We start from the raw sequence: 26,978 nt of genomic DNA, 5'->3' as shown, positions 1-26,978 counted from the left end.
TTTTTGCTCGGTTTGATGCTGGCATGTGAGGCTCGCAGTATCGGTTGGAAAAGACCCGTTATAATGAGCCCGATTTTAACCGCAAGCCAAGCGCGCTCCATCGTTATCGAGCGCGCCTTTTTATTGGAGAAATTACATGCCGTCGTTCGACGTGGTATCCGAACTGGACAAACACGAAGTCACCAACGCGGTCGAGAACGCCGTCAAGGAACTCGATCGTCGTTATGACCTGAAAGGCAAGGGCAGCTTCGAGTTCAAGGAAAAAGACCTGACCGTCAACCTGACCGCTGAAGCCGATTTCCAGCTCGAAGCGATGATCGAGATCCTCAAGCTGGCCCTGGTCAAGCGCAAGATCGACGTGCAATGCCTTGAAGTCAAGGATGCCTACGCGTCGGGCAAGCTGATGAAGCAGGAGGCGGTCCTCAAGGAAGGCATCGACAAAGAGCTGGCGAAGAAAATCGTCGCCCACGTCAAAGATGCCAAGCTCAAGGTCCAGGCTGCCATTCAGGGTGAGCAGGTGCGTATCACCGGTAAAAAGCGTGACGATCTGCAGGAAGCCATCGCCGCCCTGCGCGCCAAAACTTTCGACATGCCGCTGCAGTTCAATAACTTCCGCGACTGATCTTTCAAGCGGGAACCTCTCGGCGATTTCGACGTCCGAGGCCCAAGCAACGGCAGAAACGATCGAGCCTTATGGGTTCGGTCTTTCTGCCGCTCATTTTTTGCGTGCCGGGTAGCCGGAAATCAGGAGAAAGTAGATGGATTTGAATACTGAAGTGGACAACCTGGTCAAGGCGTCTCAAGCCTGGATTCCGATGATCATGGAATACGGCAGCCGCGTGTTGCTGGCGGTGATTACCCTGGCCATTGGCTGGTGGCTGATCAACAAAGTCACGCAAAAACTGGGCGGTCTGTTGGCGTTGCGCAACGCCGACCTGGCGCTGCAAGGCTTCATCAGCAGCCTGGCGAACATCATCCTCAAGGTTCTGTTGATCGTCAGCGTAGCGTCGATGATCGGTGTGGAAACCACCTCCTTCGTCGCGGCGATCGGTGCGGCCGGCCTGGCCATCGGTCTGGCCCTGCAGGGCAGCCTGGCGAACTTTGCCGGCGGCGTGCTGATCCTGTTGTTCCGTCCGTTCCGTATCGGAGACTGGATCGAAGCCCAAGGTGTTGCCGGTACTGTCGACAGCATCCAGATCTTCCACACCGTACTGCGCACTGGCGATAACAAAACCATCATCGTGCCTAACGGTAATCTGTCGAACGGCATTATCACCAACACTAACCGTCAGCCGACCCGCAAAGTAGTATTTGATGTGGGTGTGGACTACGAAGCGGACTTGCAGAAGGCCCGTGAAGTGTTGCTGGACCTGGCCAAGGATCCGCGAGTATTGGCTGAGCCGGCACCGGAAGCGGTGATTTCCACACTGGGCGATAGTTCGATTACAGTTTCCCTGCGCGTGTGGGTGAAAACCGCTGACTATTGGAATGTGATGTTCATGTTTAACGAGCAATCGCGCGATCGCTTGAAGACTGCCGGCATCGATATTCCATTTCCGCAGCGGGTTATTCGCGTGGTGCAGGAATCGGCGGCGGTATAAGGATCAGTATTTCAACTAATGTCTGACCTTCTGGTCAGACATTTCGCAAGCCCCCGATCCTTTAAGCACAATGCTGTAGCCAATAAAAAAGGCCCATCCGAAGATGGGCCTTTTTGATTACCGCGAACTAACGAGCCGCAATTACAAGATCGACAGAGGGTAGTCGACGATCAGACGGAACTCGTTGATATCGCCTTCACCCTCGTCGGCGTTGGCGCGGTGCCATGCTTGACGGATGCGGAAGGACAGATCTTTAGCTGGGCCAGTTTGAACAACATACTTGGCTTCCAGGTTGGTTTCGTGGTGCTTGCCGTCTTCACCGTACAGTGGGTCACCGGTAGAGGTGCGGTACACACTGTTAGCAGCCAGACCGGTGCCATCAATATCCCAGCCTTTAACGTAACGGGTCATGAAGCTCAGACCAGGAATGCCGTACTCGGCCATTTTCAGGTCGTAACGGATCTGGGCAGACTTCTCGCCAGGGGCGTTGAAGTCAGAGTACTGGATGGAGTTGGCGAGGAAAATCGAGTCGCCGCCACGGTTGGTGCCAGGATTGTGACCACCTACACCGATGTAGTCGAACGGAGTATCACCATTGATTTTCTGGAAGGCGACGGTGACGGTGTGCGCTTTCAGGAACGAGAAAGCGGCTGCCAGGGAGTAGGCAGTGTTGCTGATATCGCCAGCCTTGGCATCGCCGGTATCGGTAGTACGATAAATATTACCGTCCAAGTTCAGCGACTGATCGCCACCCATCGGGATGGTGTAGTTCAGGTTGGCGTAGTACTGGTTCCAGATATCTTCAAGCTTGGCGCCGTACAGCGATGCACTCAGGTTGTCGGTGATGCCGTACTTGCCACCGAAGTAATCGATGGAATTGGCTTGTACGCCAGCGTAAGTCGCCCACAGCTCGCCATCACGAGCGTTTTTGTCCTGGCTGGTCGACGAGTAGAAATGACCAGCTTCGAGATCAAGGTCTTTGACTTCGCTGCTCTGCAGTTGGATACCACTGGCAGTTTGAGGAAGGACGCGGGAACCGCCAACAGCGAACACTGGAGCAGTGCTTGGCTGCATGTCACCGATTTTCAGCTCGGTTTTGGATACGCGGAATTTAACCGCTGCACCGGCTTTGCCCTGGCTGTCGTTGACGTGGCCATCGGCGTCGCGGCTCATGTTGCCCGTGCCGCCTGTGCCGTCGCCGCCGTCCAGTTTGATTGCCAGATAACCGAACGCATCAACACCGACGCCTACGGTACCTTGGGTGTAACCGGAGCTGAAGTTGCCCCAGAAACCCTGTGTCCAGTCTTTCTGGTCGTTTGCGCCGTCTTTCCGGTCACGGTTGAAGTAATAGTTGCGAAGCAGCAAGTTTAGCTTGGCGTCTTCAACAAAACCTTTGGCTTCAGCCTGGTCACTTACGAAAGGTGCGGCCGTAGCCAATTGAGTACTGGCTGCTGCAGCAACTGCCAGTGCGATCATGCTCCACTTCATCACGCGCATCGTGATTTGCTCCTTTGGTTTTTAGAAGAGTACTGCCGTCCCACCTGTTTTATTATCTGGGCGGCTCTTTCTTTTTGTGTCGGCGCAAACTTATATCACGCCGACCCTATTGGCGATACTTGCGCATCTAACCTTTCAGCTTCTTTACGACCCTGTCGCAAATGGCTTGATCAATGTCGCAAATTCACAATCCCGACACAATCGGACTGACAACTTCAGCGCTGTTTTCCAGGGCTTGAGCATCGGTAAAAAAGAGTCCCTTGTCCTGCACTTGAATCTCCATCGGGCAACCCTGCCACTGTTTTTATTGGTCTTCAGGCTTCCACTTCCAGTGGAGCGCTTATAGACGATACGAGTGTTGATGCAACAAGCGTGCACAAATCGGAATTCTGTTGCTGTTTTTTTCCGAAAACCTGCCTGTTGCCGTAAAAACCTCATAAAACCGGGGGGTTCAAGCTCATTTTATGTGGGCTTGACGCCATGCTTTGCATCGTGGTTACCACATCGAAGCTGCGGGGGTGACAACCAAAAGCGTTACCGGTTCACCCCGCCAGTGAGTAATTGGCGGATGCTGACGCACTGAGCGTAGACGCGTTGTGCGGTTTTGGTGCAAAAAATTTTATTTCCTGTACTGAATTCACACATGGTGGCTTTGCCGTGGGTTCGAACGGTGCGTTGTTTATGGGCTGTTTCGGCGTTTTTTCCGTGATGGCCGGTTCCGTCATGGTGCGTCCCGAATCAAAATGGCGCATCACGACGCGCCCGCAGGACGGTGCTGGCGGCAGTTCGTCGTGAAGCGTGTGGCGTTCGCAGGTATGCTGCCGTCCTGTCGCTTGGTGCGCCGTCTTTCGGTGGGGGCGCTAAGCTGAAAAAAGATGACCAGAGGGGAGTGTGCGCTGTGTTCGCTTTAGATCCACGACTTCAACAAGACACGTTGCCAATCGGCGATTTCCCGCTCTGCCGGTTACTGCTGTCCAACGATTCGAATTACCCCTGGTTCATCCTCGTGCCACGCCGCGAGGATATCAGTGAAATATTTCAGCTGGATGGCGCAGATCAACAGCAGCTGTGGCGGGAAACGACTGAGCTGGCGGAAATCCTCAAGGACTCTTTCGACGCGGACAAGTTGAACGTCGCGGCCTTGGGTAACGTCGTCAATCAGTTGCACATGCATGTGATTGTGCGCAAGCGTGAGGACGCCGCCTGGCCAGCTCCGATCTGGGGCAAACAGGAGGCCAAGCCATACAGTTCAGAGCAGATCGCGACGATTCGCGAGCGACTGCGTCTGGTATTGACCGACGATTTCAAGTTTCTGGAGGGCTGAATCATGAGCCTGGACGACCGCGTTACCGATCTGGAAAGCCGGCTGGCGTTTCAGGATGACACCATCCAGGCATTGAATGATGTGCTGGTGGCGCAGCAGCGGGTGGTCGAGCGTCTGCAATTGCAAATGTCGGCGTTGCTCAAGCGGCAGGAGGAAATGGCCGGCCAGTTTGCGACGCTTGAAGAAGAAGAGGCGCCACCGCCCCATTACTAGGAAACAGGCAATAAAAAACCGCGAACAGCCAAGCTGTTCGCGGTTTTTTTAGCCTTGAATCAGCGGCGCGGCAGTGCGGCGATCACATCTTCGGCTTGCAGGCCTTTGTCACGATTCATGACAGAGAACTCCACGCGCTGGCCTTCCACCAGAACGCGGTGGCCTTCACCGCGAATCGCCCGGAAATGCACGAAAATATCATCGCCGGAGTCACGGGAAATAAAGCCGAAGCCTTTGGAGGTGTTGAACCATTTGACGGTGCCAGTATCGCGGTTGCTCATGTCATAGCTTGGCGCGGCGGCGGTCGGTGAAGATTTGTAGAAACTGATGGCCAAGTGCAGGAATACGGCGATCAGGGCAGCGACCAGGCTGAACAGAACGGCAGGTTGACCGGCGATGACAGGCATCGGGGCGATCAGCGTCAGGGTTTGCAGCACGACAGCCAGAACCAGCAAGGCGCTGACCAGGTTTTGCAATTGATGACGCGGGCCTTTGTTCCAGTAAGGGATAACAGGCGCGAGGGTGAGGTTGAGCAGGCCGAAAAAGGCCAGGTACAGCGCATCGGGTTGTTGCAGGTAAGGTGCCGCTTCGGATCGCAGGCTAGGGATGAAGGACAGCAGCAGGGCTGCTGCGCCCATTAGCAGGTGGACGATTTTCAACATTTTGATTAACTCACGTTAAGACGGATCACAAGGAAGAGCTGATAGAGCACGGTTCGCTTCAGAACAATAAGAGGCGTTGGGCACGTACCTGATATCAGCCTATGCGCAGCCCCCGGAAAATAGGTGGTAGCGACACACTGCCTATTTAACAGCAAAGCCTGCGGCTACTCAAATCAGGCGGTCCGGCGGCGTTTCCATTGGCATGGTGCGCGGATGACGCTGCCGAGTGTGATTCGTGCGCTGTGTTTCTCGGATCTTTCGCCTTTTCGTTGAGTGATGTTGCGTCAGTTTTCGTAGGAAATCGTCCGGCCTAGGACGAGCTCCATGATCGCGCCTCCGTTGTTGGCTTATCCTACGTTGATGGTCATAAAGTCATCTGGATATACCGTAGCGCCTGCGCTTTTATAAGGAAACGGAATATGGCCTTTACAAGCAGCAAGGATGACAAAGGAGTGTCAACGGTATGGTTCATGAAGACAGACAAGGCGAGGGGAGGATCGGTCCACTCAAGGATATAAGGATTGATTCACTTGTCAGCGAATTCGATATGGGGCTGGTCCAGCCCTTATCCCGGTCAGTGCGTTTGAATGGTTTTGCGACCTGTTTGCGGCTTGAGCAGGTCTATTGGGATATTTTGGGCGACATGGCCAAGGTTAATTGCTGCTCGGTCAGCGCGCTGTTGTCCCATGTGGATCGTGAGGTGCACTTGCGCCATGGCGGGGTGAAAAACTTCACCGGGCTGGTGCGGGTTGTCTGTGTCGTGCACAGCCTGAAGGAGGGCAGTTGCCCCGTCATGGCTTAGCGAGAGCAGCTGAATGAGTCGAGTGTCGGTCTGTGCAGTCTTACGGCTGCACAGGCAGCATTTAATGGATATAATCCCGCTCTTTGCCGCAAAGCCCTGCATGCGCGGTAGCAATCTGATCGCCGAGACAACCCCCATGCCGATGTACGATTACCAATGTGCTTCCTGTGGTCATCAGTTGGAAGCCATTCAAAAGATCAGCGCAGCACCGCTGGTCGACTGCCCTGCCTGCCAGGCGCCAGAGCTTAAAAAGATGCTGTCCATGCCCGGTTTCCGCCTCAGTGGCACCGGCTGGTACGAAACCGACTTCAAGACCGGTTCCAAGAAAAATCTGGCCGGTGGCGACAAAGCTGACTAGGGTCTAGCGCCCGGGTTGAACGACACGCGCGAGCTCTTGCATCATCTGGCACCTTATTCAAGTGCGGTGGTGCGGCAAGACCTCCACCCGAATTTCGAATTACGAGAAGTGAAACCACTACCATGATGCGCAGCCATTATTGCGGCCAACTGAACGAAAGCCTGGAAGGCCAGGAAATTACCCTTTGCGGATGGGTTCACCGTCGCCGTGACCATGGCGGGGTGATTTTCCTCGATATCCGTGATCGTGACGGTCTGGCCCAGGTGGTGTTCGATCCGGACCGTGCCGAGAGCTTCGCCGCCGCCGATCGCGTGCGCAGCGAGTACGTCGTGAAGATCACCGGCAAGGTTCGCCTGCGTCCGGCCGGTGCAACCAACGCCAACATGGCGTCGGGCATGATCGAGGTCCTGGGCTACGAGCTGGAAGTGCTGAACGAATCGGAAACCCCGCCGTTCCCGCTGAACGAGTTCTCTGACGTTGGCGAAGAAACCCGCCTGCGTTATCGCTTCCTTGATCTGCGTCGCCCTGAAATGGCCGAGAAGCTGCGTCTGCGTTCGCGCATGACTACCAGCATCCGCCGCTATCTGGACGAGAACGGTTTCCTCGACGTCGAGACGCCGATCCTGACCCGTGCAACGCCGGAAGGCGCGCGTGACTATCTGGTGCCGAGCCGTACTCACGCCGGTTCGTTCTTCGCCTTGCCGCAATCGCCTCAGCTGTTCAAGCAGCTGTTGATGGTGGCCGGCTTCGACCGTTACTACCAGATCGCCAAGTGCTTCCGCGACGAAGACCTGCGTGCCGACCGTCAGCCGGAATTCACTCAGATCGACATCGAGACCAGCTTCCTCGATGAAAAAGACATCATGGGCCTGACCGAAGGCATGATCCGCAACCTGTTCAAGGAAGTGCTGGGTCTGGAATTCGGCGAATTCCCGCACATGACCTTCGAAGAGGCCATGCGCCGCTACGGTTCCGACAAGCCAGACCTGCGTAACCCGCTGGAACTGGTGGATGTTGCCGATCAGCTCAAGGAAGTCGATTTCAAGGTGTTCAGTGGCCCGGCCAATGACCCGAAATGCCGTATCGCCGCCTTGCGCGTTCCAGGCGGGGCGAGCATGCCGCGCAAGCAGATCGACGATTACACCAAGTTCGTCGGCATCTACGGTGCCAAGGGTCTGGCGTACATCAAGGTCAACGAGCGTGCTGCCGGTGTTGAAGGTCTGCAGTCGCCGATCGTGAAAAACATCCCGGAAGCCAACCTGAACGTGATCCTCGATCGCGTGGGTGCGGTCGATGGTGACATCGTGTTCTTTGGCGCCGACAAAGCCAAGATCGTCAGCGAAGCCCTGGGCGCGCTGCGGATCAAGCTGGGTCATGACCTCGAGCTGCTGACCTGCAAGTGGGCGCCAATGTGGGTCGTCGACTTCCCGATGTTCGAAGAGAACGACGACGGCAGCTTCAGCGCCTTGCACCACCCGTTCACCGCGCCGAAGTGCACTCCTGAAGAGCTGGAAGCCAACCCGGCTGGCGCTTTGTCCCGTGCCTACGACATGGTTCTGAACGGCACCGAGCTGGGTGGCGGTTCGATCCGTATCCACCGCAAGGAAATGCAACAGTCGGTGTTCCGTCTGTTGGGTATCAACGAAGCGGAACAGGAAGAGAAATTCGGCTTCCTGCTCGACGCCCTGAAATATGGCGCGCCGCCGCACGGTGGTCTGGCCTTCGGTCTGGACCGTCTGGTGATGCTGATGACCGGTGCCCAGTCGATCCGTGAAGTGATCGCCTTCCCGAAAACCCAGAGTGCTGCGGACGTGATGACGCAGGCTCCGGGCGTGGTAGATGCCAAGGCGTTGCGTGAGCTGCACATTCGTCTGCGCGAAGCGCCAAAGGCAGAGTAAGGCTGACCGCAAAGGCGCATCCTGTGGGATGCGCCTTTTCTTTAGGTCGAGATTTTTTGTTGCTGGCCGACACTCCCTGTGTGGCGGGCGATGTTTCAAAGAGAAATTCGGAGCGAGTTATGGCGGGTCATTCCAAGTGGGCGAACATCAAGCACCGCAAAGAACGTCAGGATGCCAAGAAGGGCAAGATTTTCACCAAGTGGATTCGTGAACTGACGGTCGCTGCCCGTCAGGGCGGCGCTGATCCGGGCTCCAACCCGCGTCTGCGTCTGGCGCTGGATAAAGCGCTGGGCGCAAACATGAGCCGTGACATCATCGACCGCGCGGTGGCCCGTGGTGCCGGCGCTGCCGACACCGATGACATGGTCGAGCTGACCTACGAAGGCTATGGCCCGGGCGGCGTGGCGGTGATGGTCGAATGCATGACCGATAATCGCAACCGTACCGCAGCCGCTGTTCGCCATGCGTTCAGCAAGTGCGGCGGCAACCTCGGTACCGACGGTTCGGTGGCTTATCTGTTCGAACGCAAAGGGCAGATTTCCTTCGCGCCAGGGGTTGATGAGGACGCGCTGATGGAAGCAGCCATGGAAGCCGACGCCGATGACGTAGTGACCAACGAAGACGGCTCCATCGACGTGTTCACCTCGTTCGCCGGCTTCTATTCCGTGCGTAACGCCTTGGAGGCCGCAGGCTTCAAGGGCAGCGATGCGGAAATCGTCATGTTGCCGACCACCAGTGCCGAACTGGATCTGGAAGGCGCCGAGAAGGTTCTCAAGCTGATCGACATGCTCGAAGACCTGGATGACGTGCAGAACGTGTATTCCAACGCGGACATTCCAGAGGCGGTGGCCGCACAGCTCGGTTGATGCCTTTATAAAGATCGCAGCCTTTATCAGCCCTGCAGGCGCTGGCGAAGCCTGCGATCTTTTGATTTTCAGCTATTTATTTTAAAGATCGTCCGAACGCGGCCCGAGCCTTCGGCAGCTCCTACGGTTACTCTCAGATATTCGCACTAGCTTCGCAGGCGTTATGACTTTAATTCTTGGTATCGACCCCGGCTCGCGTATCACCGGTTACGGCATTGTTCGCGATACTGGCCGTGGTTGTGTTTACGTGGCATCGGGCTGTATCCGCACCGGTGCCGGCGAGTTGCATGAGCGTCTGCAGATCGTCTATCGCGGTGTGCGTGAAATCATTCAGACTTATGGTCCGGTCACCATGGGCATCGAAAAGGTGTTCATGGCGCGCAATGCTGACTCCGCGCTGAAACTGGGGCAGGCCCGTGGCGCGGCGATTGTCGCCGGCGCCGAAGAGAGCCTGGAAATTGCCGAGTACACCGCAACCCAGGTCAAGCAGGCCGTGGTCGGCACCGGCGCCGCCAATAAAGAACAAGTGCAAATGATGGTCATGCACATGCTGAAACTGACCAGCAAGCCGCAAATCGATGCCTCGGATGCCCTGGCCATCGCGATTTGCCACGCTCACACCCGTTCCAGCCTGTTGCCCCATGGCCTGGGCGCGGCACGCAGTCGTGGCGGGCGCCTGCGTCTCTGATAGCATCAGCAATCATTTTTTGTGGGATGAGGGTTTTGCGCCTGTGTAGTCGGTGCAAAACCCTTGTTCTGTCAGTCGCCAGCACTGATCTGGCCAACGCTCAAGGATCTGAAACGTGATTGGACGCTTGCGCGGCACTTTGGCTGAGAAACAGCCGCCGCACCTGATTCTGGATGTAAACGGTCTGGGGTATGAGCTGGAAGTGCCCATGACCACGCTTTATCGCTTGCCGTCGGTCGGTGAACCGCTGACCCTGCACACCCATTTGGTCGTACGCGAAGACGCGCAGTTACTCTATGGCTTCTTCGGCAAGCGTGAGCGAGACTTTTTTCGCGAACTGATCCGTCTCAATGGGGTAGGGCCGAAACTGGCGCTGGCCCTGATGTCGAGCCTGGAAGTCGACGAGTTGATCCGTTGCGTGCAGTCCCAGGACACCTCGGCACTGACCAAGGTGCCGGGCGTTGGCAAGAAGACTGCCGAGCGTTTGCTGGTGGAACTCAAGGATCGCTTCAAAGCCTGGGAAACCGTACCGAGCATGTTTGCGTTGGTGCCGAACCAGCCGGATGCGCCAGCGCAACAAGTCGCTGCCGCCGAAAATGACGCGGTCAGCGCGCTGATTTCCCTGGGCTACAAGCCGCAGGAAGCCAGCAAGGCGATTTCCGCGATCAAGGAGAAAGGTTTGAGCAGTGAAGACATGATTCGTCGTGCCCTGAAGGGAATGATCTAAGTGATTGAAGCTGATCGTCTGATCGCCGCCACGGGTGGCCCCCGTGAGCGTGAAGAAGTCCAGGACCGGGCGATTCGTCCCGTCAGCCTGGCCGAATACATTGGCCAGCCGACCGTTCGCGAGCAAATGGAGTTGTTCATCCAGGCCGCGCGCGGGCGCAATGAATCGCTGGATCACACCCTGATTTTCGGCCCGCCGGGTCTGGGTAAAACCACCCTGGCCAACATCATTGCCCAGGAAATGGGCGTGTCGATCAAAAGCACCTCGGGGCCGGTCCTCGAGCGTCCTGGTGATCTGGCTGCATTGCTGACCAACCTTGAGCCCCATGACGTGCTGTTTATCGACGAGATCCATCGGTTGTCGCCGATCGTCGAAGAAGTGCTGTACCCGGCCATGGAAGATTTCCAGCTCGACATCATGATCGGCGAAGGGCCGGCCGCGCGCTCGATCAAGCTCGATCTGCCACCGTTTACCCTGGTTGGCGCAACGACCCGTGCCGGTATGCTGACCAACCCGTTGCGCGACCGTTTCGGGATCGTCCAGCGCCTGGAGTTCTACAGCACCGCCGACCTGGCAACGATTGTCAGCCGTTCGGCGAACATTCTCGGTTTGCCGCTGGACCCGGAAGGCGCCTTTGAAATCGCCCGGCGTGCCCGTGGCACACCGCGAATCGCCAACCGCTTGCTGCGCCGGGTCCGGGATTTTGCCGAGGTTCGTGCCAAGGGTCACATCACCAAACCAATCGCCGACCTGGCCTTGAACCTGCTGGATGTCGATGAGCGTGGCTTCGACCATCAGGACCGACGCCTGCTGTTGACCATGATCGAGAAGTTCGACGGTGGGCCGGTGGGGGTGGACAGTCTGGCCGCTGCGATCAGCGAAGAACGCCACACCATTGAAGACGTGCTGGAGCCGTACCTGATCCAGCAGGGCTATATCATGCGCACGCCGCGGGGGCGGGTAGTGACCCGGCATGCGTATTTGCACTTCGGCTTAAACATTCCGTCACGATTGGGCGAGATGCCCGTGGTAGACGAGTTCCTCGATGCCGTGGACGATTAATCACCTTTGCGCGCTGATTTATTCAGGGTTTGTGCTGTCCCAGGACGGTACTTTCGCCAGAAAGCCGCGAATCAATGAAAAACAGTTGCCTGGCCGGATTGGCAACCTGAGGAGTAAGCACTAGAGTATGCGCGCGCAAAACGGGCTTGAGCCGTTCGCACATCGTTGTCGCGTTTATTACGAGGACACCGATGCCGGCGGCATCGTGTATTACGTCAATTACCTCAAGTTTATGGAACGGGCTCGAACCGAGCGGCTCCGAGAGCTGGGCTTTGCCCAGTCGGCGCTGGCAGGGGAGGACCTGTTGTTCGTCGTGCATTCCAGCGAAGCGCGTTATCACGCGCCGGCGCGACTGGACGACGAGCTGCTGGTAAGCGCCGAAGTAATTGAATTGAACCGGGTCAGCCTGCGCTTCAAACAGCAGGTCAGGCGGGCTACGGATAACGTGCTGCTCTGCGAAGGGCAGTTTCTGGTGGCCTGTGTGCGCACTAACAGTTTGAAACCCCGGGCCATTCCCGAAGCTCTACGTGCGGCCTTTGCCGACGTGAGCGGCGCGGGTACACACTCAAAGCAGGAGATAAAGCGTGGAAGCTAACGTCGTCGACCATTCCTCCATGTGGAGCCTGGTCAGCAATGCCAGTGTCGTGGTGCAACTGGTAATGCTGATCCTGGTAGCCGCATCGGTGACCTCGTGGATCATGATCTTTCAGCGCAGCAACTTGCTGCGCGCCGGTCGACGTGCCCTGGAGAGCTTTGAAGAGCGCTTCTGGTCCGGTATCGACCTGTCCAAACTCTACCGTCAGGCTGGCAGCAACCCTGATCCGGATTCCGGCGTCGAGCAGATCTTCCGTGCCGGCTTCAAGGAATTCTCCCGTCTGCGCCAGCAGTCGGGCGTTGATCCGGAAGCGGTCATGGAAGGCGTGGCGCGTGCCATGCGCGTAGCCATCTCCCGTGAGGAAGAGAAGCTCGAGCAGAGCCTGCCGTTCCTCGCCACCGTCGGTTCCGTCAGCCCGTACATCGGTCTGTTCGGTACAGTCTGGGGCATCATGAACTCCTTCCGTGGTCTGGCGACCGCCCAGCAAGCGACCCTGGCCACTGTGGCTCCAGGTATCGCCGAAGCACTGGTTGCTACTGCGATCGGTCTGTTCGCCGCCATCCCGGCCGTTATCGCCTACAACCGTTTTGCTGCCCGCAGCGAAACCCTGCTGGGCCGCTATTACACCTTCGCCGACGAATTCCAGGCGATCCTGCACCGTAAAGTGCACACCAGCGAAGAATAAGCAGGTAATTTCCAATGGCTTTAATCGCTCGAGCTCGCAAAAAGCGCAAGCCGGTTGCCGAGATGAACGTGGTGCCTTACATCGACGTGATGCTGGTACTGCTGGTCATCTTCATGGTGACCGCGCCGATGCTCAATCAGGGCGTGAAAGTTGATCTGCCCAAGGTTTCCAGCGAAGCCTTGCCGCAGGACAACAACACTCAGGTCCTGACCATTTCGATCAAGGCTGACAAGACCTACTACTGGAACCTTGGCAGCGAAGTCGACACCGAAAAGCAGCAGGACAAGGCCATGACCTTGCCGCAAATGACCGACGCCGTGACCAAGATCATTCGCGTTGGCAACGGTAACGGCAAGCGCACGCAGGTGTTCATTCGTGGCGACAAAACCGTCGATTATGGCGCCGTCATGGGGGCCATGGGCGGGTTGCAGAAGGCCGGGGTCGGTAATGTTGGCTTGATTACCGAGGCGCCCTGATGCAGCAACTGCGAGAGCCGTCCGCCTCGGAAAGCTACTTCTGGCCTAGTGTCTGGGCGATTGTCTTGCACGTGCTGGTGTTCGGCATGCTGTTCGTCAGTTTCGCCTTCACACCGGAGCTGCCGCCGGCCAAGCCGATTGTCCAGGCAACCCTGTACCAGCTGAAATCGAAAAGTCGGGCGACCACCCAGACCAATCAGAAGATCGCGGGTGAGGCGCAGAAATCTGCTGCGCGTCAGACCGAAGTCGAGCAGATGGAACAGAAGAAGGTCGAGCAGGAAGCGGTGAAGGCTGCGGAACAAAAGAAAGAAGAAGCGGCTCAAAAGGCCGAGGAAGCCAAGAAGGCCGACGAGTCGAAGAAAGCGGAAGAGGCGAAAAAGGCTGATGAAGCCAAGAAGGCCGACGAAGCGAAGAAGACCGCCGAAGCCAAAAAGGCCGAAGAGAAACAATTGGCTGATATAGCCAAGAAGAAAGCCGAAGAAGAAGCCAAAAAAGCTGCTGAAGAAGAGGCCAAGAAAGCGGCCGCTGAAGAAGCGAAGAAAAAGATCGTCGAAGACGCGAAGAAGAAAGCTGCGGAAGACGCCAAGAAGAAAGCTGAAGCGGAAGAGGCGAAGAAGAAAATCGCCGAAGACGCGAAGAAGAAAGCGACTGCCGATGCTGCGAAGAAGAAAGCGCAGGATGCGGCTCGCAAGTCGGTAGAGGACAAGAAGGCTCAGGCTCTGGCTGACTTGCTGTCCGATAAGACCGAGCGTCAGCAGGCTTTGGCGGATGAGCAAGGCGATGAAACCGCGGGCAACTTTGATGATCTGATTCGTTCGCGAGCATCTGAAGGTTGGGCGCAGCCACCGTCGGCCCGCAAGGGCATGAAGGTGATTCTGCAAATCAACATGCTCCCTGACGGAACGATCTCCGGTGTTTCGGTTGCTCATTCCAGCGGTGACGCGCCGTTCGACAGTTCTGCAGTCGCGGCTGTAAAAAATATTGGTCGATTGACCGAAATGCAGGGTCTGAAGCCAGCTGATTTCGCACCCTATCGTTCATTCAAGATGACATTCACACCTGAGGATCTAGCCTTGTGAGAAACCTTCTTCGAGGACTGCTTGTAGTCATGTTCTGCTTTGCAGGACTGGCCACGGCAGATGAAAAAAATATCCTGGTCAGCAGTGGCAGCTCCCAGGCAACTCCAATTGCCGTTGTGCCTTTCGGCTTCCAGGGCGGTAGCGTGCTGCCGGACGACATGGCTGAGATTATCGGTAACGACCTGCGCAATTCGGGTTACTACGCGCCGATTCCAAAGCAGAACATGATCAGCCAGCCAAGCCAGGCCAGCGAAATCATCTACCGTGACTTCAAGGCGGTGGGTGCCCAGTACGTCATGGTCGGCAGCATTGTTCCGGCGGGCGGTCGCCTGCAGGTGCAGTACGCACTGTTCAACGTCGCCACCGAGCAGCAAGTGCTGACCGGCAGCGTGTCGGGCGGCGTCGATCAACTGCGCGACATGGCGCACTACATCTCCGACCAGTCGTTCGAAAAACTCACCGGTATCAAAGGCGCGTTCTCGACGCGTCTGCTGTACGTGACGGCCGAGCGTTTCTCCGAGAAGAACACTCGCTACACACTGCAACGTTCGGACTACGACGGTGCCCGTGCCGTGACGCTGCTGCAATCGCGCGAGCCAATCCTGTCGCCGCGTTTCGCACCGGATGGCAAGCGCATTGCCTACGTGTCGTTCGAGCAGAAGCGTCCGCGCATTTTCATGCAGAACATCGACACTGGTCGCCGTGAGCAGATCACCAACTTCGAAGGCCTGAATGGCGCGCCAGCCTGGTCGCCGGATGGCAATCGCCTGGCATTCGTATTGTCGAAAGACGGTAACCCGGACATCTACGTGATGAACCTGGGGTCGCGTCAGATCACCCGTGTCACCAATGGTCCTGGCATCAACACCGAACCGTTCTGGGGTAAGGATGGTTCGACCATCTACTTCACCTCCGACCGTGGCGGCAAGCCTCAGATCTATAAAACCAGCGCAGGCGGTGGTGGTGCGGAGCGTGTAACCTTCATTGGTAACTACAACGCCAACCCTAAACTGTCGGCCGATGAAAAGACCCTGGTGATGATTCACCGCCAGGACGGTTTCACCAACTTCAAGGTGGCGGCCCAGGATTTGCAGCGCGGTAGTGTAAAGATCCTCACTGATAGCACTCTGGACGAGTCTCCTACTGTTGCGCCCAACGGCACCATGGTAATCTACGCCACCCGCCAGCAGGGCCGGGGAGTCTTGATGCTCGTGTCTATTAATGGACGCGTGAGGCTCCCGCTTCCTACCGCACAAGGCGAAGTCAGAGAACCGTCCTGGTCCCCTTACCTGAACTGACGCGGCGCTATACGTTTTACTTAACACACTGGGGTTCATTAGGAGTTTCACGATGGAAATGCTGAAGTTTGGTAAATTTGCTGCGCTGGCTCTGGCCATGGCTGTAGCTGTAGGTTGCTCGTCCAAAGGCGGCGACAACGCCGGTGAAGGCGCTGTAGATCCAAACGCTGGTTACGGCGCTAACACTGGTGCAGTTGACGGCTCCCTGAGCGAAGAAGCTGCTCTGCGCGCAATCACCACCTTCTACTTCGAATACGACAGCTCGGACCTGAAGCCAGAAGCCATGCGCGCTCTGGACGTTCACGCCAAAGACCTGAAAGCAAACGGCGCTCGCGTTGTTCTGGAAGGCAACACCGACGAACGTGGTACTCGTGAGTACAACATGGCACTGGGCGAGCGTCGTGCGAAAGCCGTTCAGCGCTACCTGGTACTGCAAGGTGTTTCCCCAGCTCAGCTGGAACTGGTTTCCTACGGCGAAGAGCGTCCAGTTGCTACCGGCAACGACGAGCAGTCCTGGGCTCAAAACCGTCGCGTCGAACTGCGTAAGTAATTCGTCATGCGAACGTGCCGTCGTGCTGTAACTGTTTTGGCTCTCAGTCTCGCACCGCTTGCGGTGTGGGCTGCGGTTCCTGTGGTCGAGGACAACTCCGGCTATAACAATAGCGGGAGCAGTTATCCGCCTGCAGGTTACGGTACGAACGGCGCCTATGCCGGGGGAGGGGTTTCGGCCCCTGTCTCGGCACAGGGCGAGCTGTTCAACCAACTGCAATCGATGCAGGAGCAGATCTCGCGCCAACAAGGCATCATCGAAGTTCTGCAAAATGATGTAGCGCGCATGAAGCAAGAGAACCTGGAGCGATATCAGGATCTTGATCGGCGCATAGGAACCGGCGTTGCACCAGCCGCGACTCCTGATAATTCTTCCACCGGTGGCAATTTGAATGCCCCCGGTGCAGCAGCCGGCGCAGGTGCGGGAGCGGCTGCCGCTCAAGCCCCGGCCGCGGGTGGCGAACCGGCTGACCCGGCGAAGGAAAAACTGTATTACGATGCAGCCTTCGACCTGATCAAAGCCAAGGATTTCGACAAGGCCAGCCAGGCTTTCGCCGCATTCCTGCGCAAATACCCGAACAGCCAATACGCGGGCAATGCCCAGTACTGGTTGGGTGAAGTGAACCTGGCCAAAGGCGATCTGCAAGGTGCGGGTCAGGCATTTGCCAAGGTTTCGCAGTTGTACCCCAAGCACCCCAAAGTGCCTGATTCGCTGTACAAGCTCGCTGATGTAGAGCGTCGTCTCGGTCATACCGACCGGGTCAAAGGCATTCTGCAACAGGTCGTGTCCCAATATCCGGGCACTTCCGCCGCTCAGCTGGCGCAACGGGACTTGCAGCGCATGTAAGCCTGTTTGGCCCGTTCTGAAGAAACCCGCGCTTGTCGCGGGTTTTTTCGTTAGAATTCATGCCCTTTTTATGAAACACGCTTTTTGGGATCTGCGCGTTGGCGGGGTTCCTTGAAGTGCCTGACGGAGGCGGACAGCCTGTTTAGCTGTTACGCCCGTGGCGACTATGCAAGACACATTGAGAATCACCGAAGTTTTCTACTCGTTGCAGGGTGAAACGCGGACTGCCGGGCTGCCCACTGTTTTTGTGCGCCTGACCGGTTGCCCATTGCGTTGCCAATACTGCGACAGCGCCTACGCGTTCACTGGCGGCACCCTCCGCACGCTCGACGACATCCTCGAGCAAGTGGCCGGTTTTCGCCCGCGTTACGTCTGTGTCACGGGCGGTGAGCCCCTGGCGCAACCCAATGCCATTCCCTTGCTCAAGCAGTTGTGTGACGCCGGTTACGAAGTGTCGCTGGAAACCAGTGGCGCGCTGGACATCTCGGCGGTCGATCCACGGGTCAGTCGCGTCGTCGACCTGAAAACCCCGGGTTCGAAAGAAGCCCACCGCAACCGCTACGAGAACATCGAACTGCTCACGCCCAACGATCAGGTGAAGTTTGTCATCTGCTCGCGGGAAGACTATGACTGGGCCGTGTCCAAGCTGATTCAATACGGTTTGAACGAGCGTGCCGGCGAAGTCCTGTTCTCGCCGAGCCACCATGACCTGAATGCACGTGATCTGGCGGACTGGGTGGTGGCGGACAATCTGCCTGTGCGTCTGCAATTGCAGCTGCATAAATATCTTTGGAATGACGAGCCGGGGCGCTGAAATGACTGAACAACTGAACACTGCTGAAAAACGTGCGGTCATCCTGCTGTCCGGTGGCCTGGACTCGGCGACGGTCGTGGCCATGGCCCGTGCCGAAGGCTATAGCTGCTACACCATGAGCTTCGATTACGGTCAGCGCCACCGTGCCGAACTGCAGGCCGCCGAGCGTGTTGCCCGCGACTTGGGTGTGGTCGAGCACAAGGTGATCGGCCTGAACCTGAACGGTATCGGCGGCTCGGCCCTGACCGACAGTTCCATCGACGTACCGGAGGCGCCGAGCGAAGGCATTCCGGTGACTTATGTGCCGGCGCGCAACACGGTGTTTCTGTCCCTGGCGTTGGGATGGGCCGAAGTGCTGGGTGCGCGTGACATCTTTATCGGTGTCAACGCGGTGGATTACTCCGGTTACCCGGATTGCCGTCCCGAGTTCATCGAAGCCTTCGAGCGCATGGCTAATTTGGCGACCAAAGCCGGTGTAGAAGGGAATGGCTTCCGTATCCAGGCGCCCCTGCAGAACCTGAGCAAGGCGCAGATCGTTCAGGCGGGCGTGAAGCTTGGCGTCGATTACGGGCTGACCGTTTCCTGCTATCAAGCGGACGATAACGGCCGTGCTTGCGGTAAATGCGACAGCTGCCGTCTGCGTGCAGAAGGCTTTGCGGCGGCCGGAATCAGCGACCCGACACCTTATTTTTGATTTATTTCAAATTAGGTGTTGAATAGTCCTTAAAAATCAGTATTATACGCGCCACCACACAGCGGGTCGTTAGCTCAGTTGGTAGAGCAGTTGGCTTTTAACCAATTGGTCGTAGGTTCGAATCCCACACGACCCACCATTTTAAAAAATCTGGAAGGCCCACGTAAGTGAGGATTTCCGGGTTTTTTTTTGCCCGCGATTTGAGGTTGTCCTGGTTCGGGATCGCACCGAGTGACGCAGGTCAGAATCATCTTTTGCATCCACCGGATATTCTGTAGCCTTGCGCAGCTTCAACGCTGTCCGTGCCTGATGAATACTCACTCTCCCGGCGGTACCCCGAAGGGTCCGGAGCCGGGTGTATACTCGACTTTCGCGCGAAAGCGCCTGCAGGTCTTGCGAACATGACGCAGATTTCCGAACGCCTTCTGGTTCAAGCCCACCTCGACGCCAAGCAGCCCAAGCCGCTGACGGCCGAGGAAGAGGCTTATTACCGCACAGCCATCGCAGCCGAGCTCAAAGCTCAGGACGCGGTGCTGGTTGCCCACTTCTATTGCGATCCGGTCATTCAGGCCCTGGCCGAAGAAACCGGTGGCTGCGTCTCCGACTCTCTGGAGATGGCCCGCTTCGGCAATGCTCACCCGGCCAAGACCGTAGTGGTCGCCGGTGTGAAATTCATGGGTGAAACCGCCAAGATCCTCAACCCTGAAAAACGTGTGCTGATGCCGACCCTGGAAGCGACCTGCTCGCTGGACCTGGGTTGCCCGGTGGACGAGTTCTCGGCGTTCTGCGATCAGCACCCGGAACGCACGGTGGTGGTGTATGCCAACACCTCGGCGGCAGTCAAAGCCCGGGCGGATTGGGTGGTGACTTCCAGTTGCGCGCTGGAAATCGTCGAAAGCCTGATGGATAACGGCGAAACCATTATCTGGGGCCCGGACAAGCACCTGGGCACTTACATCCAGCGCCAGACCGGCGCCGACATGCTGCTGTGGGACGGTGCCTGCATCGTTCACGAAGAGTTCAAGGCCAAGCAGCTCGAAGACATGAAAGCGCTGTACCCGGACGCGGCCATTCTGGTGCATCCGGAGTCGCCGACCGCCGTGATCGAATTGGCCGATGCGGTGGGTTCCACCAGTCAGCTGATCGCTGCTGCGCAAAGCCTGCCGAACAAGACCCTGATCGTTGCCACCGACCGCGGCATCTTCTACAAGATGCAGCAGTTGTGCCCGGACAAGGTCTTTATCGAAGCGCCAACGGCTGGTAATGGCGCGGCTTGCCGCAGTTGTGCGCATTGCCCGTGGATGGCGATGAACACCCTTGAACGCACGCTGAAGAGCTTGAAGGAGGGGACCAACGAGATCTTCGTCGACCCGGCGTTGATTCCGCAGGCGATTCGGCCGTTGAAGCGGATGCTCGATTTCACGCAGGCGGCGCGGATGAAGCTGGCGGGTAACGCCTGATTCGTTGGCAGTGAGCCAAAAAAGCGCCCCGGTTTGATCGGGGCGTTTTTGCATCTGAGGATTATTTGGTCTTCTTCGGAATCCGCACCAACTGGGTGTTGGAGTAGATGTCATGCCAGCTGCGCTTCTGTTTGTCGAACAGCGACCAGAAGAAGCCCAGCCCGAGGCATAACCAGGACGCGATCGACACCACAAAGCGCAGCAGCGCCTGCCACAGGCTGATGGATGAGCCGTCGGCGTTTTGTACGCGGATGCACCACACCTGCATGCCCAGGGTCTGGCCCGACCAGGTCCAGAACTTGGCGAAGAAGCCGAACAGCACAAACAGCAGCACCGTCGACAGCAGAGGGTCACCGTCCAGCGCGCCGGCTTCGGTCAGGGTGCGCATTCGGTCTTCGCCGATGATCGCCATCTGGATCATCTTGTAAATGCCGCTGGTGACGATCAGCAGGGCAGTGCACAGCAGGAAGTCGTAGAACATCGCTGCCAGGCGACGACCCAGGCCGACGGCGGGGAAGTCGCCTTGGGGTTTGAGCAGGTGTTTCGACATGGCTGCCTCTGAACGGAAAAAGAAGCCATTTTACGGATTTGCGCGCACAAAAAAGCCCCTGATGTCACCATCAGGGGCTTTTTCGTAACAGAAGATTAGCCTTCTGCTTGTACTTCGTCAGCCTGCATGCCTTTCTGGCCTTGCACAGCAACGAACGTCACTTTCTGGCCTTCTTTCAGGCTCTTGAAGCCGTTGCCCTGAATAGCGCGGAAATGCACGAACAGATCCGGACCGCTTTCTGGAGTGATAAAACCAAAACCTTTCTCGTCGTTAAACCACTTGACGGTACCGCTCTGACGTTGGGACATTTCTTATTTCCTTTGACGCAAAAATGAATGACAGTCTCCTTCTCGTGAAAGAGTACTGGGGCTGGTTGCAGGAGAGTAAGAAGACGTCGAGCGGGATGTAGCTAACTTGTAGGCTACTGCCCAGGTCACGATTTCCAAGCGACCCATGCAAACACAGTGAACAAACTCTACGCCAACTACGGGAGAAAAAACAAGCCCTGCGAAGGCCCGGATTTCCTCAGGTTGATGGCAATTAGAGTGATCACTAGTGCGGGCTTATTCGATCGAGTTGTTCATTGCTTTTCGATTGTTATAAGTAACGTTCATAAACGAAACGTATGCACTATTTTATGGCGGTTGCGTTACAGATTAGTGCACTGTTAACGCAACCGCGTTACTTATAGAAACAGTCAATCAGCCACGATAGTAGCGTTGTGGAACAAATGGCATTTTGCTTACAAGCAAAGGCACCTTTTTCCCACGCACAATGGCCCAAACTGGCGTTTCCAAAACGGTATAAGCGCTGTCGAGGTAACCCATGGCCAAAGGACCGCCCAAGGTCGGACCGAAGCCGCCGCTGCAGACGCTGCCGATGATTTCGCCAGCTTCGTTGACGATCTCTGCACCTTCACGCACCGGTGTACGTTCCTGCGGCAGCAGGCCAACGCGTTTGCGACTGACACCGGTTTGCTGTTGGGCGAACACGGTTTCGGCGCCAGGGAAGCCGCCGGCCCGTGCACCATCGGCACGACGAACCTTGGAGATGGCCCACAACAGGCTTGCTTCGATCGGCGTGGTTTCGGTGTTCATGTCGTGGCCGTAGAGGCACAGGCCGGCTTCCAGGCGCAGGGAATCGCGGGCGCCGAGGCCGATGGCCTCCACTTCCGGTTCGGCCAGCAGGGCACGAGCCAGCGCTTCGGCGTTGGCCGCCGGTACGGAGATTTCGTAACCGTCTTCACCGGTGTAGCCCGAACGGCTGACAAAGCAGTCCACGCCCAACAGTTTCACGCGGGTGAACTGCATGAAGGTCATCTTCGCAACTTCCGGTGCCAGGCGTGCGAGCACGGTGACGGCAGCCGGGCCTTGCAGAGCGAGCAGGGCACGCTCTTCGAACAGCGGTTCAATGGTGCACTGGTCGCCGATGTGCTTGCGCAGGTGCGCCAAGTCCTGGTCCTTGCAGGCGGCGTTGACCACCAGGAACAGTTCGTCATTACCGAGGTTGGCGACCATCAGGTCGTCGAGGATGCCACCGGCCTCGTTGGTGAACATCGCGTAACGCTGCATGCCCACCGGCAGGTCGATGATGTCCACCGGTACCAGGGTTTCCAAGGCTTTGGCGGCGTTGGCGCCGGTCAGGCGGATCTGGCCCATGTGCGACACATCGAACAGCCCGGCCTGATCACGGGTGTGCTGGTGTTCTTTCATCACGCCCAACGGGTATTGCACCGGCATGTCATAACCGGCGAACGGCACCATGCGGGCGCCGAGTTCGAGGTGCAGTGCGTGCAACGGGGTCTTCAACAGTTGTTCGGTGGACATATACAGCTCCTGAAAATAGTGCAGATGCGCGCATCAGCACTCGATAATGTTGACCGCCAAACCGCCACGGGCGGTTTCCTTGTATTTGCTTTTCATGTCGGCGCCGGTCTGGCGCATGGTGCGGATGACCTTGTCGAGGGAGACGAAGTGCTGACCGTCGCCACGCAGGGCCATGCGCACCGCATTGATGGCCTTGACCGAACCCATGGCGTTGCGCTCGATGCAAGGCACTTGCACCAGTCCGCCAATCGGGTCGCAGGTCAGGCCGAGGTTGTGTTCCATGCCGATTTCGGCCGCGTTTTCCACCTGCTGCACCGTACCGCCCAGCACTTCGCACAAGGCGCCGGCCGCCATGGAACATGCAACGCCGACTTCACCCTGACAGCCGACTTCGGCGCCAGAGATCGAGGCGTTTTCCTTGTACAGAATGCCAATCGCAGCAGCTGTCAGTAGAAAACGCACCACGCCGTCTTCGTTGGCACCGGGGATGAAGCGCATGTAGTAATGCAGCACCGCCGGGATAATGCCGGCTGCACCATTGGTGGGCGCAGTGACCACGCGTCCGCCGTTGGCGTTTTCTTCGTTGACCGCCAGGGCGTACAGGTTGACCCAGTCCAGCACCGACAGTGGATCGCGCAGCGACGATTCCGGGTTTTTGCACAGTTGCCGATGCAATGCCGCCGCCCGCCGTTTGACCTTCAGCCCACCGGGCAGGATGCCTTCGTTGCGGCAACCGGCGGCGACGCAGTCTTGCATCACTTGCCAGATCTTCAGCAGCCCGGCGCGGGTTTCCGCTTCCGGGCGCCAGGCGCTTTCGTTGGTCAGCATCACCTGACTGATCGATAAACCGTAAGTGCTGCAGTGACCAAGCAGGTCCTTGGCGCTTTTGAACGGGAAGGTCAGCGGTGTGGCGTCTTCAACGATGCGATCGGCACCGGCCGCGTCTTCATCGACCACGAACCCGCCACCGACCGAGTAATACTCGCGGCTGCGCACTTGCAGGCCGGCCGCGTCGAACGCGCGAAAGATCATGCCGTTGGGGTGATAGGCCAACGGTTTACGAATCATTGCCAGGTGTTCTTTCTCGTTGAACGCGATGCTGTGTTCACCGAGCAGGTTCAAGCGACCGCTGCTGCGAATCTCTTGCAGGCGGGCGGTGACGGTTTCGGTGTCCACGGTGTCCGGGTGTTCGCCTTCCAAGCCCAGCAATACGGCCTTGTCGCTGCCGTGGCCTTTGCCGGTGGCGCCGAGCGAGCCGTAGAGCTCGACTTTGACGCAGGTGGTTGCCGATAGCAGCCCTTCACGGCGCAGACCTTCGGCGAAGCGCGCAGCGGCACGCATCGGGCCGACGGTGTGGGAGCTGGAGGGGCCGATACCAATTTTGAACAGGTCGAACACGCTTAACGACATGGTTGTTCTCCGGTTTCTTGTTATGAGGATCGACACAGATCCGATGGGGAACTGCGATCCTGTGGGAGCAGGCAAGCCAGCTCCCACAGGGGGAGTGCGGTGTTCTTGAAGGGGGCGAGTAACTCGCCCCCTATAGATCAAGCGTAGCTTTCGATCGACGGGCAGGCGCAGACCAGGTTGCGATCGCCAAACACGTTGTCGACGCGACCGACCGGCGGCCAGTACTTGGCTTCGATCAGCGACGCTACCGGGTAAACGGCTTGCTCGCGGCTGTACGGATGAGTCCACTCGCCGACGATTTCCGCAGCGGTGTGCGGGGCGTTTTTCAGCGGGTTGTCATCCTTGTCCAGCGTGCCGTTTTCCACCGCGCGGATTTCTTCGCGGATGCGGATCATGGCGTCGCAGAAGCGGTCCAGTTCTTCCTTGGATTCGCTTTCGGTCGGCTCGATCATCAACGTGCCGGCCACCGGGAACGACATGGTCGGGGCGTGGAAGCCGAAGTCGATCAGGCGCTTGGCCACGTCATCGACGCTGATGCCGCTGCTGTCTTTCAGTGGACGCAGGTCGAGGATGCATTCGTGCGCCACCAGACCGTTGCTGCCGGTGTACAGCACTGGATAGTGCTCTTCGAGGCGACGGGAAATGTAGTTGGCATTCAGGATCGCCAATTGCGAAGCGCGCTTGAGGCCGGCGCCACCCATCATTCGAATGTACATCCAGGTGATCGGCAGAATGCTCGCGCTGCCGAACGGTGCCGCGCAGACCGCGCCTTCCTTGCGTTCCATCTGGGCGTGGCCCGGCAGGAATGGCGTCAGGTGCGACTTGACGCCAATCGGGCCGACGCCCGGGCCGCCACCGCCGTGTGGGATGCAGAAGGTTTTGTGCAGGTTCAGGTGCGATACGTCGCCGCCGAACTTGCCCGGTGCGCAGAGGCCGACCATGGCGTTCATGTTCGCGCCATCGATATACACCTGGCCGCCGTTGTCGTGAATGATGCCGCAGATTTCACGGATGCCTTCTTCGAACACGCCGTGGGTCGACGGGTAGGTGATCATCAGCGCGGCGAGGTGTTCGCGGTGCTCGATGGCCTTGGCACGCAGGTCTTCGATGTCGACGTTGCCGCGGGCATCGCACGCGGTCACAACCACACGCATGCCGGCCATGTTGGCGGTGGCCGGGTTGGTGCCGTGGGCGGACGACGGGATCAGGCAGATGTCGCGACGGTCTTCGCCACGGCTCTGGTGGTAGGCACGAATCGCCAACAGACCGGCGTATTCACCCTGGGAACCGGCGTTCGGTTGCAGGGAGATCGAGTCGTAACCGGTGGCGGCGCAGAGCATCGCTTCCAGTTCATCGGTCAGTTGCTGATAGCCGGCGCTTTGCTCGGCCGGAGCGAACGGGTGCAGGGCACCGAATTCAGCCCAGGTCACCGGGATCATTTCGCTGGCGGCGTTGAGTTTCATGGTGCAGGAACCCAGCGGGATCATGGTGCGATCCAGGGCCAGGTCCTTGTCCGCCAGTTTGCGCAGGTAGCGCATCAGCTCGGTTTCGGAGTGATAACGGTTGAACACCGGGTGGCTGAGGATTGGCGATTGGCGAACCAGTGCGGCCGGGAGGGTGCTTTGGACCGAAGCGGCCAATGCAGCGAAGTCCGGCAGTGCCTTGCCGTCGGCCAGCAGGTTCCACAGGGTTTCGACGTCAGCCTGGCTGCTGGTTTCGTCGAGGGACAGACCCAGACGCTCAGCATCGACCACGCGCAGGTTGATCTTCTGCGCATGAGCCTTGTCGTGCAGGGCCGCCGTTTGCGCGCCGGTTTTGATCGTCAAGGTGTCGAAGAAGCTGGCTTGCTCGACGCTCAGGCCCAGTGCGCTCAAGCCTTTGGCGAGGATCGCGGTCAGGTGATGAATGCGATTGGCGATCTGCGTCAGGCCTTTCGGGCCGTGGTACACGGCGTACATGCTGGCGATGTTGGCCAACAGAACCTGGGCGGTGCAGATGTTGCTGGTGGCTTTCTCGCGACGGATATGTTGCTCGCGGGTCTGCATGGCCAGGCGCAGGGCCGGCTTGCCGAAACGGTCCACGGAAACGCCGACCAGACGGCCCGGCATGTCGCGCTTGAACGCATCCTTGGTGGAGAAGTACGCCGCGTGCGGGCCACCGAAGCCCAGCGGAACGCCGAAGCGTTGCGCGCTGCCGATGGCCACGTCGGCGCCGAACTCGCCCGGCGGGGTCAGCACGGTCAGGGCCAGCAGGTCAGCAGCGACCGCGACCAGCGCATTCGCCGCGTGGAAGCGCTCGGTCAGTTCGCGGTAGTCGAATACGTCACCGTTGCTGGCCGGGTATTGCAACAAGGCGCCGAAGAACGGCGTCACGTCGGTCAGTTCACGCTCGTCGCCCACCACAACGTCGATGCCCAAAGGCTCGGCACGGGTGCGCAAAACGTCGAGGGTTTGCGGGTGGCAATGAACGGAGGCGAAGAAGGCGTGGCTGCCTTTGTTCTTGCTCAGGCGTTTGCAGAAGGTCATGGCTTCGGCAGCAGCGGTGGCTTCGTCCAGCAGCGAGGCGTTGGCGATCGGCAGGCCGGTCAGGTCGCTGATCAGGGTCTGGAAGTTCAACAGCGCTTCGAGACGGCCCTGGGAAATTTCTGGCTGGTATGGGGTGTAGGCGGTGTACCAGGCCGGATTTTCCAGCAGGTTGCGCAGGATCGGCGACGGCGTGTGAGTGCCGTAGTAGCCCTGACCGATGTAAGTCTTGAACAGCTGGTTTTTACCGGCGATGGATTTGATCAACGCCAGGGCATCGGCTTCGCTCAGGCCGTCTTCAAGGCCGAGGATGCTGGTGCCTTTGATACTGTCGGGAATCACGCTGGCGCTCAGGGCTTCCAGGGAATCAAAGCCCAGGCTGTTGAGCATGGCTTGCTCATCACCTGCGCGCGGGCCGATGTGGCGGGTGATGAATTCGTTGGCGGTCGTCAGATTGACTTGAGTCATGTCAGCG

General features: G+C 58.1%; 29 protein-coding genes and 1 tRNA gene. 23 read left to right on the top strand and 7 right to left on the bottom strand.

Going from position 1 to position 26,978, the window contains the following annotated elements; translation table 11 throughout:
• The first annotated feature begins 136 nt into the window (after positions 1-136).
• Both AF70_RS15135 and AF70_RS15130 read left to right on the top strand, forming a co-directional pair.
• A complete protein-coding gene (locus AF70_RS15135) occupies positions 137-622 on the top strand; it encodes a YajQ family cyclic di-GMP-binding protein (RefSeq protein WP_018926510.1) in 486 nt (161 codons plus the stop codon).
• Between the two features lie 136 nt (positions 623-758).
• Positions 759-1,601, top strand: coding sequence for a mechanosensitive ion channel family protein (locus AF70_RS15130; protein ID WP_019581486.1), 843 nt, complete (start codon positions 759-761; stop codon positions 1,599-1,601).
• 141 nt (positions 1,602-1,742) lie between these two features.
• Here the strand turns inward: AF70_RS15130 and AF70_RS15125 are convergent, their stop codons facing one another.
• Positions 1,743-3,098: an OprD family porin gene (locus tag AF70_RS15125; RefSeq protein WP_019581485.1), complete on the bottom strand. Its 1,356-nt coding sequence runs from the start codon at positions 3,096-3,098 to the stop codon at positions 1,743-1,745.
• 561 nt (positions 3,099-3,659) lie between these two features.
• Here AF70_RS15125 and AF70_RS15120 point away from each other — a divergent pair.
• The 3 genes from AF70_RS15120 (at position 3,660) to AF70_RS15110 (ending at position 4,635) form a co-directional block, all read left to right on the top strand.
• Positions 3,660-3,893 (top strand): hypothetical protein, encoded by a 234-nt coding sequence (locus tag AF70_RS15120; RefSeq protein ID WP_155954628.1) that lies wholly within the window; start codon positions 3,660-3,662, stop codon positions 3,891-3,893.
• Between the two features lie 103 nt (positions 3,894-3,996).
• A complete protein-coding gene (locus tag AF70_RS15115) occupies positions 3,997-4,422 on the top strand; it encodes an HIT domain-containing protein (RefSeq protein WP_007933275.1) in 426 nt (141 codons plus the stop codon).
• 3 nt (positions 4,423-4,425) lie between these two features.
• Positions 4,426-4,635 (top strand): SlyX family protein, encoded by a 210-nt coding sequence (locus tag AF70_RS15110; protein ID WP_019581483.1) that lies wholly within the window; start codon positions 4,426-4,428, stop codon positions 4,633-4,635.
• A 59-nt stretch (positions 4,636-4,694) separates the two neighbouring features.
• On the opposite strand, the gene AF70_RS29960 is transcribed toward AF70_RS15110, so the two are convergent.
• Positions 4,695-5,297, bottom strand: coding sequence for a cold-shock protein (locus tag AF70_RS29960; protein WP_028939415.1), 603 nt, complete (start codon positions 5,295-5,297; stop codon positions 4,695-4,697).
• Between the two features lie 463 nt (positions 5,298-5,760).
• Here AF70_RS29960 and AF70_RS15100 point away from each other — a divergent pair, with 463 nt between their 5' ends.
• The 18 genes from AF70_RS15100 (at position 5,761) to nadA (ending at position 20,195) form a co-directional block, all read left to right on the top strand.
• Positions 5,761-6,099: a ribbon-helix-helix domain-containing protein gene (locus tag AF70_RS15100; protein WP_019581482.1), complete on the top strand. Its 339-nt coding sequence runs from the start codon at positions 5,761-5,763 to the stop codon at positions 6,097-6,099.
• A 136-nt stretch (positions 6,100-6,235) separates the two neighbouring features.
• Entirely contained in the window at positions 6,236-6,457 is a 222-nt protein-coding gene (locus AF70_RS15095) for an FmdB family zinc ribbon protein (protein ID WP_010457489.1), read from the top strand.
• A 122-nt stretch (positions 6,458-6,579) separates the two neighbouring features.
• Positions 6,580-8,355 (top strand): aspartate--tRNA ligase, encoded by a 1,776-nt coding sequence (gene aspS / locus AF70_RS15090; RefSeq protein WP_028939414.1) that lies wholly within the window; start codon positions 6,580-6,582, stop codon positions 8,353-8,355.
• A 119-nt stretch (positions 8,356-8,474) separates the two neighbouring features.
• On the top strand, positions 8,475-9,221 hold the full coding sequence (locus tag AF70_RS15085) for a YebC/PmpR family DNA-binding transcriptional regulator (RefSeq protein ID WP_018926501.1): 747 nt from the start codon (positions 8,475-8,477) through the stop codon (positions 9,219-9,221).
• A gap of 163 nt (positions 9,222-9,384) precedes the next feature.
• The gene (gene ruvC, locus AF70_RS15080; protein ID WP_018926500.1) at positions 9,385-9,909 is read left to right on the top strand and encodes a crossover junction endodeoxyribonuclease RuvC; all 525 of its coding nucleotides are present in this window, start codon (positions 9,385-9,387) and stop codon (positions 9,907-9,909) included.
• A 115-nt stretch (positions 9,910-10,024) separates the two neighbouring features.
• Positions 10,025-10,636, top strand: coding sequence for a Holliday junction branch migration protein RuvA (ruvA, locus tag AF70_RS15075; RefSeq protein ID WP_007933256.1), 612 nt, complete (start codon positions 10,025-10,027; stop codon positions 10,634-10,636).
• Positions 10,637-11,698: a Holliday junction branch migration DNA helicase RuvB gene (gene ruvB, locus AF70_RS15070; protein ID WP_018926499.1), complete on the top strand. Its 1,062-nt coding sequence runs from the start codon at positions 10,637-10,639 to the stop codon at positions 11,696-11,698.
• A gap of 127 nt (positions 11,699-11,825) precedes the next feature.
• The gene (gene ybgC, locus AF70_RS15065) at positions 11,826-12,293 is read left to right on the top strand and encodes a tol-pal system-associated acyl-CoA thioesterase (RefSeq protein ID WP_007933231.1); all 468 of its coding nucleotides are present in this window, start codon (positions 11,826-11,828) and stop codon (positions 12,291-12,293) included.
• Positions 12,283-12,978 carry a protein TolQ gene (tolQ, locus tag AF70_RS15060; protein ID WP_018926498.1) on the top strand — a complete coding sequence of 232 codons (696 nt, stop codon included), beginning with the start codon at positions 12,283-12,285 and terminating at the stop codon, positions 12,976-12,978. Before ybgC ends, tolQ begins: the two co-directional genes overlap by 11 nt.
• A 23-nt stretch (positions 12,979-13,001) precedes the next feature.
• Complete coding sequence (gene tolR / locus AF70_RS15055) at positions 13,002-13,454, top strand: protein TolR (RefSeq protein ID WP_169342487.1); 453 nt, start codon at positions 13,002-13,004, stop codon at positions 13,452-13,454.
• The gene (gene tolA / locus AF70_RS15050) at positions 13,454-14,533 is read left to right on the top strand and encodes a cell envelope integrity protein TolA (protein ID WP_018926496.1); all 1,080 of its coding nucleotides are present in this window, start codon (positions 13,454-13,456) and stop codon (positions 14,531-14,533) included. Before tolR ends, tolA begins: the two co-directional genes overlap by 1 nt.
• A 29-nt stretch (positions 14,534-14,562) precedes the next feature.
• On the top strand, positions 14,563-15,831 hold the full coding sequence (gene tolB / locus AF70_RS15045; RefSeq protein WP_018926495.1) for a Tol-Pal system beta propeller repeat protein TolB: 1,269 nt from the start codon (positions 14,563-14,565) through the stop codon (positions 15,829-15,831).
• Between the two features lie 52 nt (positions 15,832-15,883).
• On the top strand, positions 15,884-16,381 hold the full coding sequence (gene pal / locus AF70_RS15040; RefSeq protein WP_003178634.1) for a peptidoglycan-associated lipoprotein Pal: 498 nt from the start codon (positions 15,884-15,886) through the stop codon (positions 16,379-16,381).
• Positions 16,382-16,387: 6 nt separating this feature from the next.
• Positions 16,388-17,227, top strand: a complete 840-nt coding sequence (gene ybgF / locus AF70_RS15035) for a tol-pal system protein YbgF (protein WP_026331869.1) — start codon at positions 16,388-16,390, stop codon at positions 17,225-17,227.
• 166 nt (positions 17,228-17,393) lie between these two features.
• Positions 17,394-18,041, top strand: coding sequence for a 7-carboxy-7-deazaguanine synthase QueE (gene queE / locus AF70_RS15030; RefSeq protein WP_018926493.1), 648 nt, complete (start codon positions 17,394-17,396; stop codon positions 18,039-18,041).
• Position 18,042: 1 nt separating this feature from the next.
• Positions 18,043-18,735 carry a 7-cyano-7-deazaguanine synthase QueC gene (gene queC / locus AF70_RS15025; protein ID WP_019581478.1) on the top strand — a complete coding sequence of 231 codons (693 nt, stop codon included), beginning with the start codon at positions 18,043-18,045 and terminating at the stop codon, positions 18,733-18,735.
• A 63-nt stretch (positions 18,736-18,798) separates the two neighbouring features.
• Positions 18,799-18,874 (top strand) — tRNA-Lys (locus AF70_RS15020).
• A gap of 262 nt (positions 18,875-19,136) precedes the next feature.
• Positions 19,137-20,195: a quinolinate synthase NadA gene (gene nadA / locus AF70_RS15015; RefSeq protein WP_018926491.1), complete on the top strand. Its 1,059-nt coding sequence runs from the start codon at positions 19,137-19,139 to the stop codon at positions 20,193-20,195.
• A gap of 61 nt (positions 20,196-20,256) precedes the next feature.
• Here nadA and AF70_RS15010 read toward each other — a convergent pair whose 3' ends face one another.
• From AF70_RS15010 to gcvP, 5 genes are all read right to left on the bottom strand, one after another.
• Positions 20,257-20,745, bottom strand: coding sequence for an RDD family protein (locus AF70_RS15010; protein WP_028939413.1), 489 nt, complete (start codon positions 20,743-20,745; stop codon positions 20,257-20,259).
• Positions 20,746-20,840: 95 nt separating this feature from the next.
• Positions 20,841-21,053, bottom strand: coding sequence for a cold-shock protein (locus tag AF70_RS15005; protein ID WP_007934683.1), 213 nt, complete (start codon positions 21,051-21,053; stop codon positions 20,841-20,843).
• 393 nt (positions 21,054-21,446) lie between these two features.
• Positions 21,447-22,571: a glycine cleavage system aminomethyltransferase GcvT gene (gene gcvT, locus AF70_RS15000; protein WP_019581476.1), complete on the bottom strand. Its 1,125-nt coding sequence runs from the start codon at positions 22,569-22,571 to the stop codon at positions 21,447-21,449.
• 33 nt (positions 22,572-22,604) lie between these two features.
• Positions 22,605-23,981 carry an L-serine ammonia-lyase gene (locus AF70_RS14995; RefSeq protein WP_018926488.1) on the bottom strand — a complete coding sequence of 459 codons (1,377 nt, stop codon included), beginning with the start codon at positions 23,979-23,981 and terminating at the stop codon, positions 22,605-22,607.
• A gap of 137 nt (positions 23,982-24,118) precedes the next feature.
• On the bottom strand, positions 24,119-26,971 hold the full coding sequence (gcvP, locus tag AF70_RS14990; RefSeq protein ID WP_019581475.1) for an aminomethyl-transferring glycine dehydrogenase: 2,853 nt from the start codon (positions 26,969-26,971) through the stop codon (positions 24,119-24,121).
• Positions 26,972-26,978: the final 7 nt, after the last annotated feature.

This window comes from Pseudomonas sp. KD5 (assembly GCF_012932895.1).
Taxonomy (GTDB): Bacteria; Pseudomonadota; Gammaproteobacteria; order Pseudomonadales; family Pseudomonadaceae; genus Aquipseudomonas.
Note: the sequence above shows the minus strand (reverse complement) of the source record. Positions and strands in the feature narration are given on the sequence as shown.

Bases quoted from the DNA above. Each gene is read 5' to 3' on its own strand.
- ybgC (WP_007933231.1), top strand. From the start codon at position 11,826: ATGCGCGCGCAAAACGGGCTTGAGCCGTTCGCACATCGTTGTCGCGTT.
- AF70_RS15005 (WP_007934683.1), bottom strand. From the start codon at position 21,053: ATGTCCCAACGTCAGAGCGGTACCGTCAAGTGGTTTAACGACGAGAAA.
- queE (WP_018926493.1), top strand. From the start codon at position 17,394: ATGCAAGACACATTGAGAATCACCGAAGTTTTCTACTCGTTGCAGGGT.
- nadA (WP_018926491.1), top strand. From the start codon at position 19,137: ATGACGCAGATTTCCGAACGCCTTCTGGTTCAAGCCCACCTCGACGCC.
- AF70_RS15125 (WP_019581485.1), bottom strand. From the start codon at position 3,098: ATGCGCGTGATGAAGTGGAGCATGATCGCACTGGCAGTTGCTGCAGCA.
- AF70_RS15130 (WP_019581486.1), top strand. From the start codon at position 759: ATGGATTTGAATACTGAAGTGGACAACCTGGTCAAGGCGTCTCAAGCC.
- AF70_RS15135 (WP_018926510.1), top strand. From the start codon at position 137: ATGCCGTCGTTCGACGTGGTATCCGAACTGGACAAACACGAAGTCACC.
- ybgF (WP_026331869.1), top strand. From the start codon at position 16,388: ATGCGAACGTGCCGTCGTGCTGTAACTGTTTTGGCTCTCAGTCTCGCA.
- AF70_RS15095 (WP_010457489.1), top strand. From the start codon at position 6,236: ATGCCGATGTACGATTACCAATGTGCTTCCTGTGGTCATCAGTTGGAA.
- tolA (WP_018926496.1), top strand. From the start codon at position 13,454: ATGCAGCAACTGCGAGAGCCGTCCGCCTCGGAAAGCTACTTCTGGCCT.
- aspS (WP_028939414.1), top strand. From the start codon at position 6,580: ATGATGCGCAGCCATTATTGCGGCCAACTGAACGAAAGCCTGGAAGGC.
- pal (WP_003178634.1), top strand. From the start codon at position 15,884: ATGGAAATGCTGAAGTTTGGTAAATTTGCTGCGCTGGCTCTGGCCATG.
- AF70_RS15100 (WP_019581482.1), top strand. From the start codon at position 5,761: ATGGTTCATGAAGACAGACAAGGCGAGGGGAGGATCGGTCCACTCAAG.
- queC (WP_019581478.1), top strand. From the start codon at position 18,043: ATGACTGAACAACTGAACACTGCTGAAAAACGTGCGGTCATCCTGCTG.
- AF70_RS15010 (WP_028939413.1), bottom strand. From the start codon at position 20,745: ATGTCGAAACACCTGCTCAAACCCCAAGGCGACTTCCCCGCCGTCGGC.
- tolB (WP_018926495.1), top strand. From the start codon at position 14,563: ATGTTCTGCTTTGCAGGACTGGCCACGGCAGATGAAAAAAATATCCTG.
- AF70_RS15085 (WP_018926501.1), top strand. From the start codon at position 8,475: ATGGCGGGTCATTCCAAGTGGGCGAACATCAAGCACCGCAAAGAACGT.
- gcvT (WP_019581476.1), bottom strand. From the start codon at position 22,571: ATGTCCACCGAACAACTGTTGAAGACCCCGTTGCACGCACTGCACCTC.
- gcvP (WP_019581475.1), bottom strand. From the start codon at position 26,971: ATGACTCAAGTCAATCTGACGACCGCCAACGAATTCATCACCCGCCAC.
- AF70_RS29960 (WP_028939415.1), bottom strand. From the start codon at position 5,297: ATGTTGAAAATCGTCCACCTGCTAATGGGCGCAGCAGCCCTGCTGCTG.
- AF70_RS14995 (WP_018926488.1), bottom strand. From the start codon at position 23,981: ATGTCGTTAAGCGTGTTCGACCTGTTCAAAATTGGTATCGGCCCCTCC.
- AF70_RS15110 (WP_019581483.1), top strand. From the start codon at position 4,426: ATGAGCCTGGACGACCGCGTTACCGATCTGGAAAGCCGGCTGGCGTTT.
- ruvC (WP_018926500.1), top strand. From the start codon at position 9,385: ATGACTTTAATTCTTGGTATCGACCCCGGCTCGCGTATCACCGGTTAC.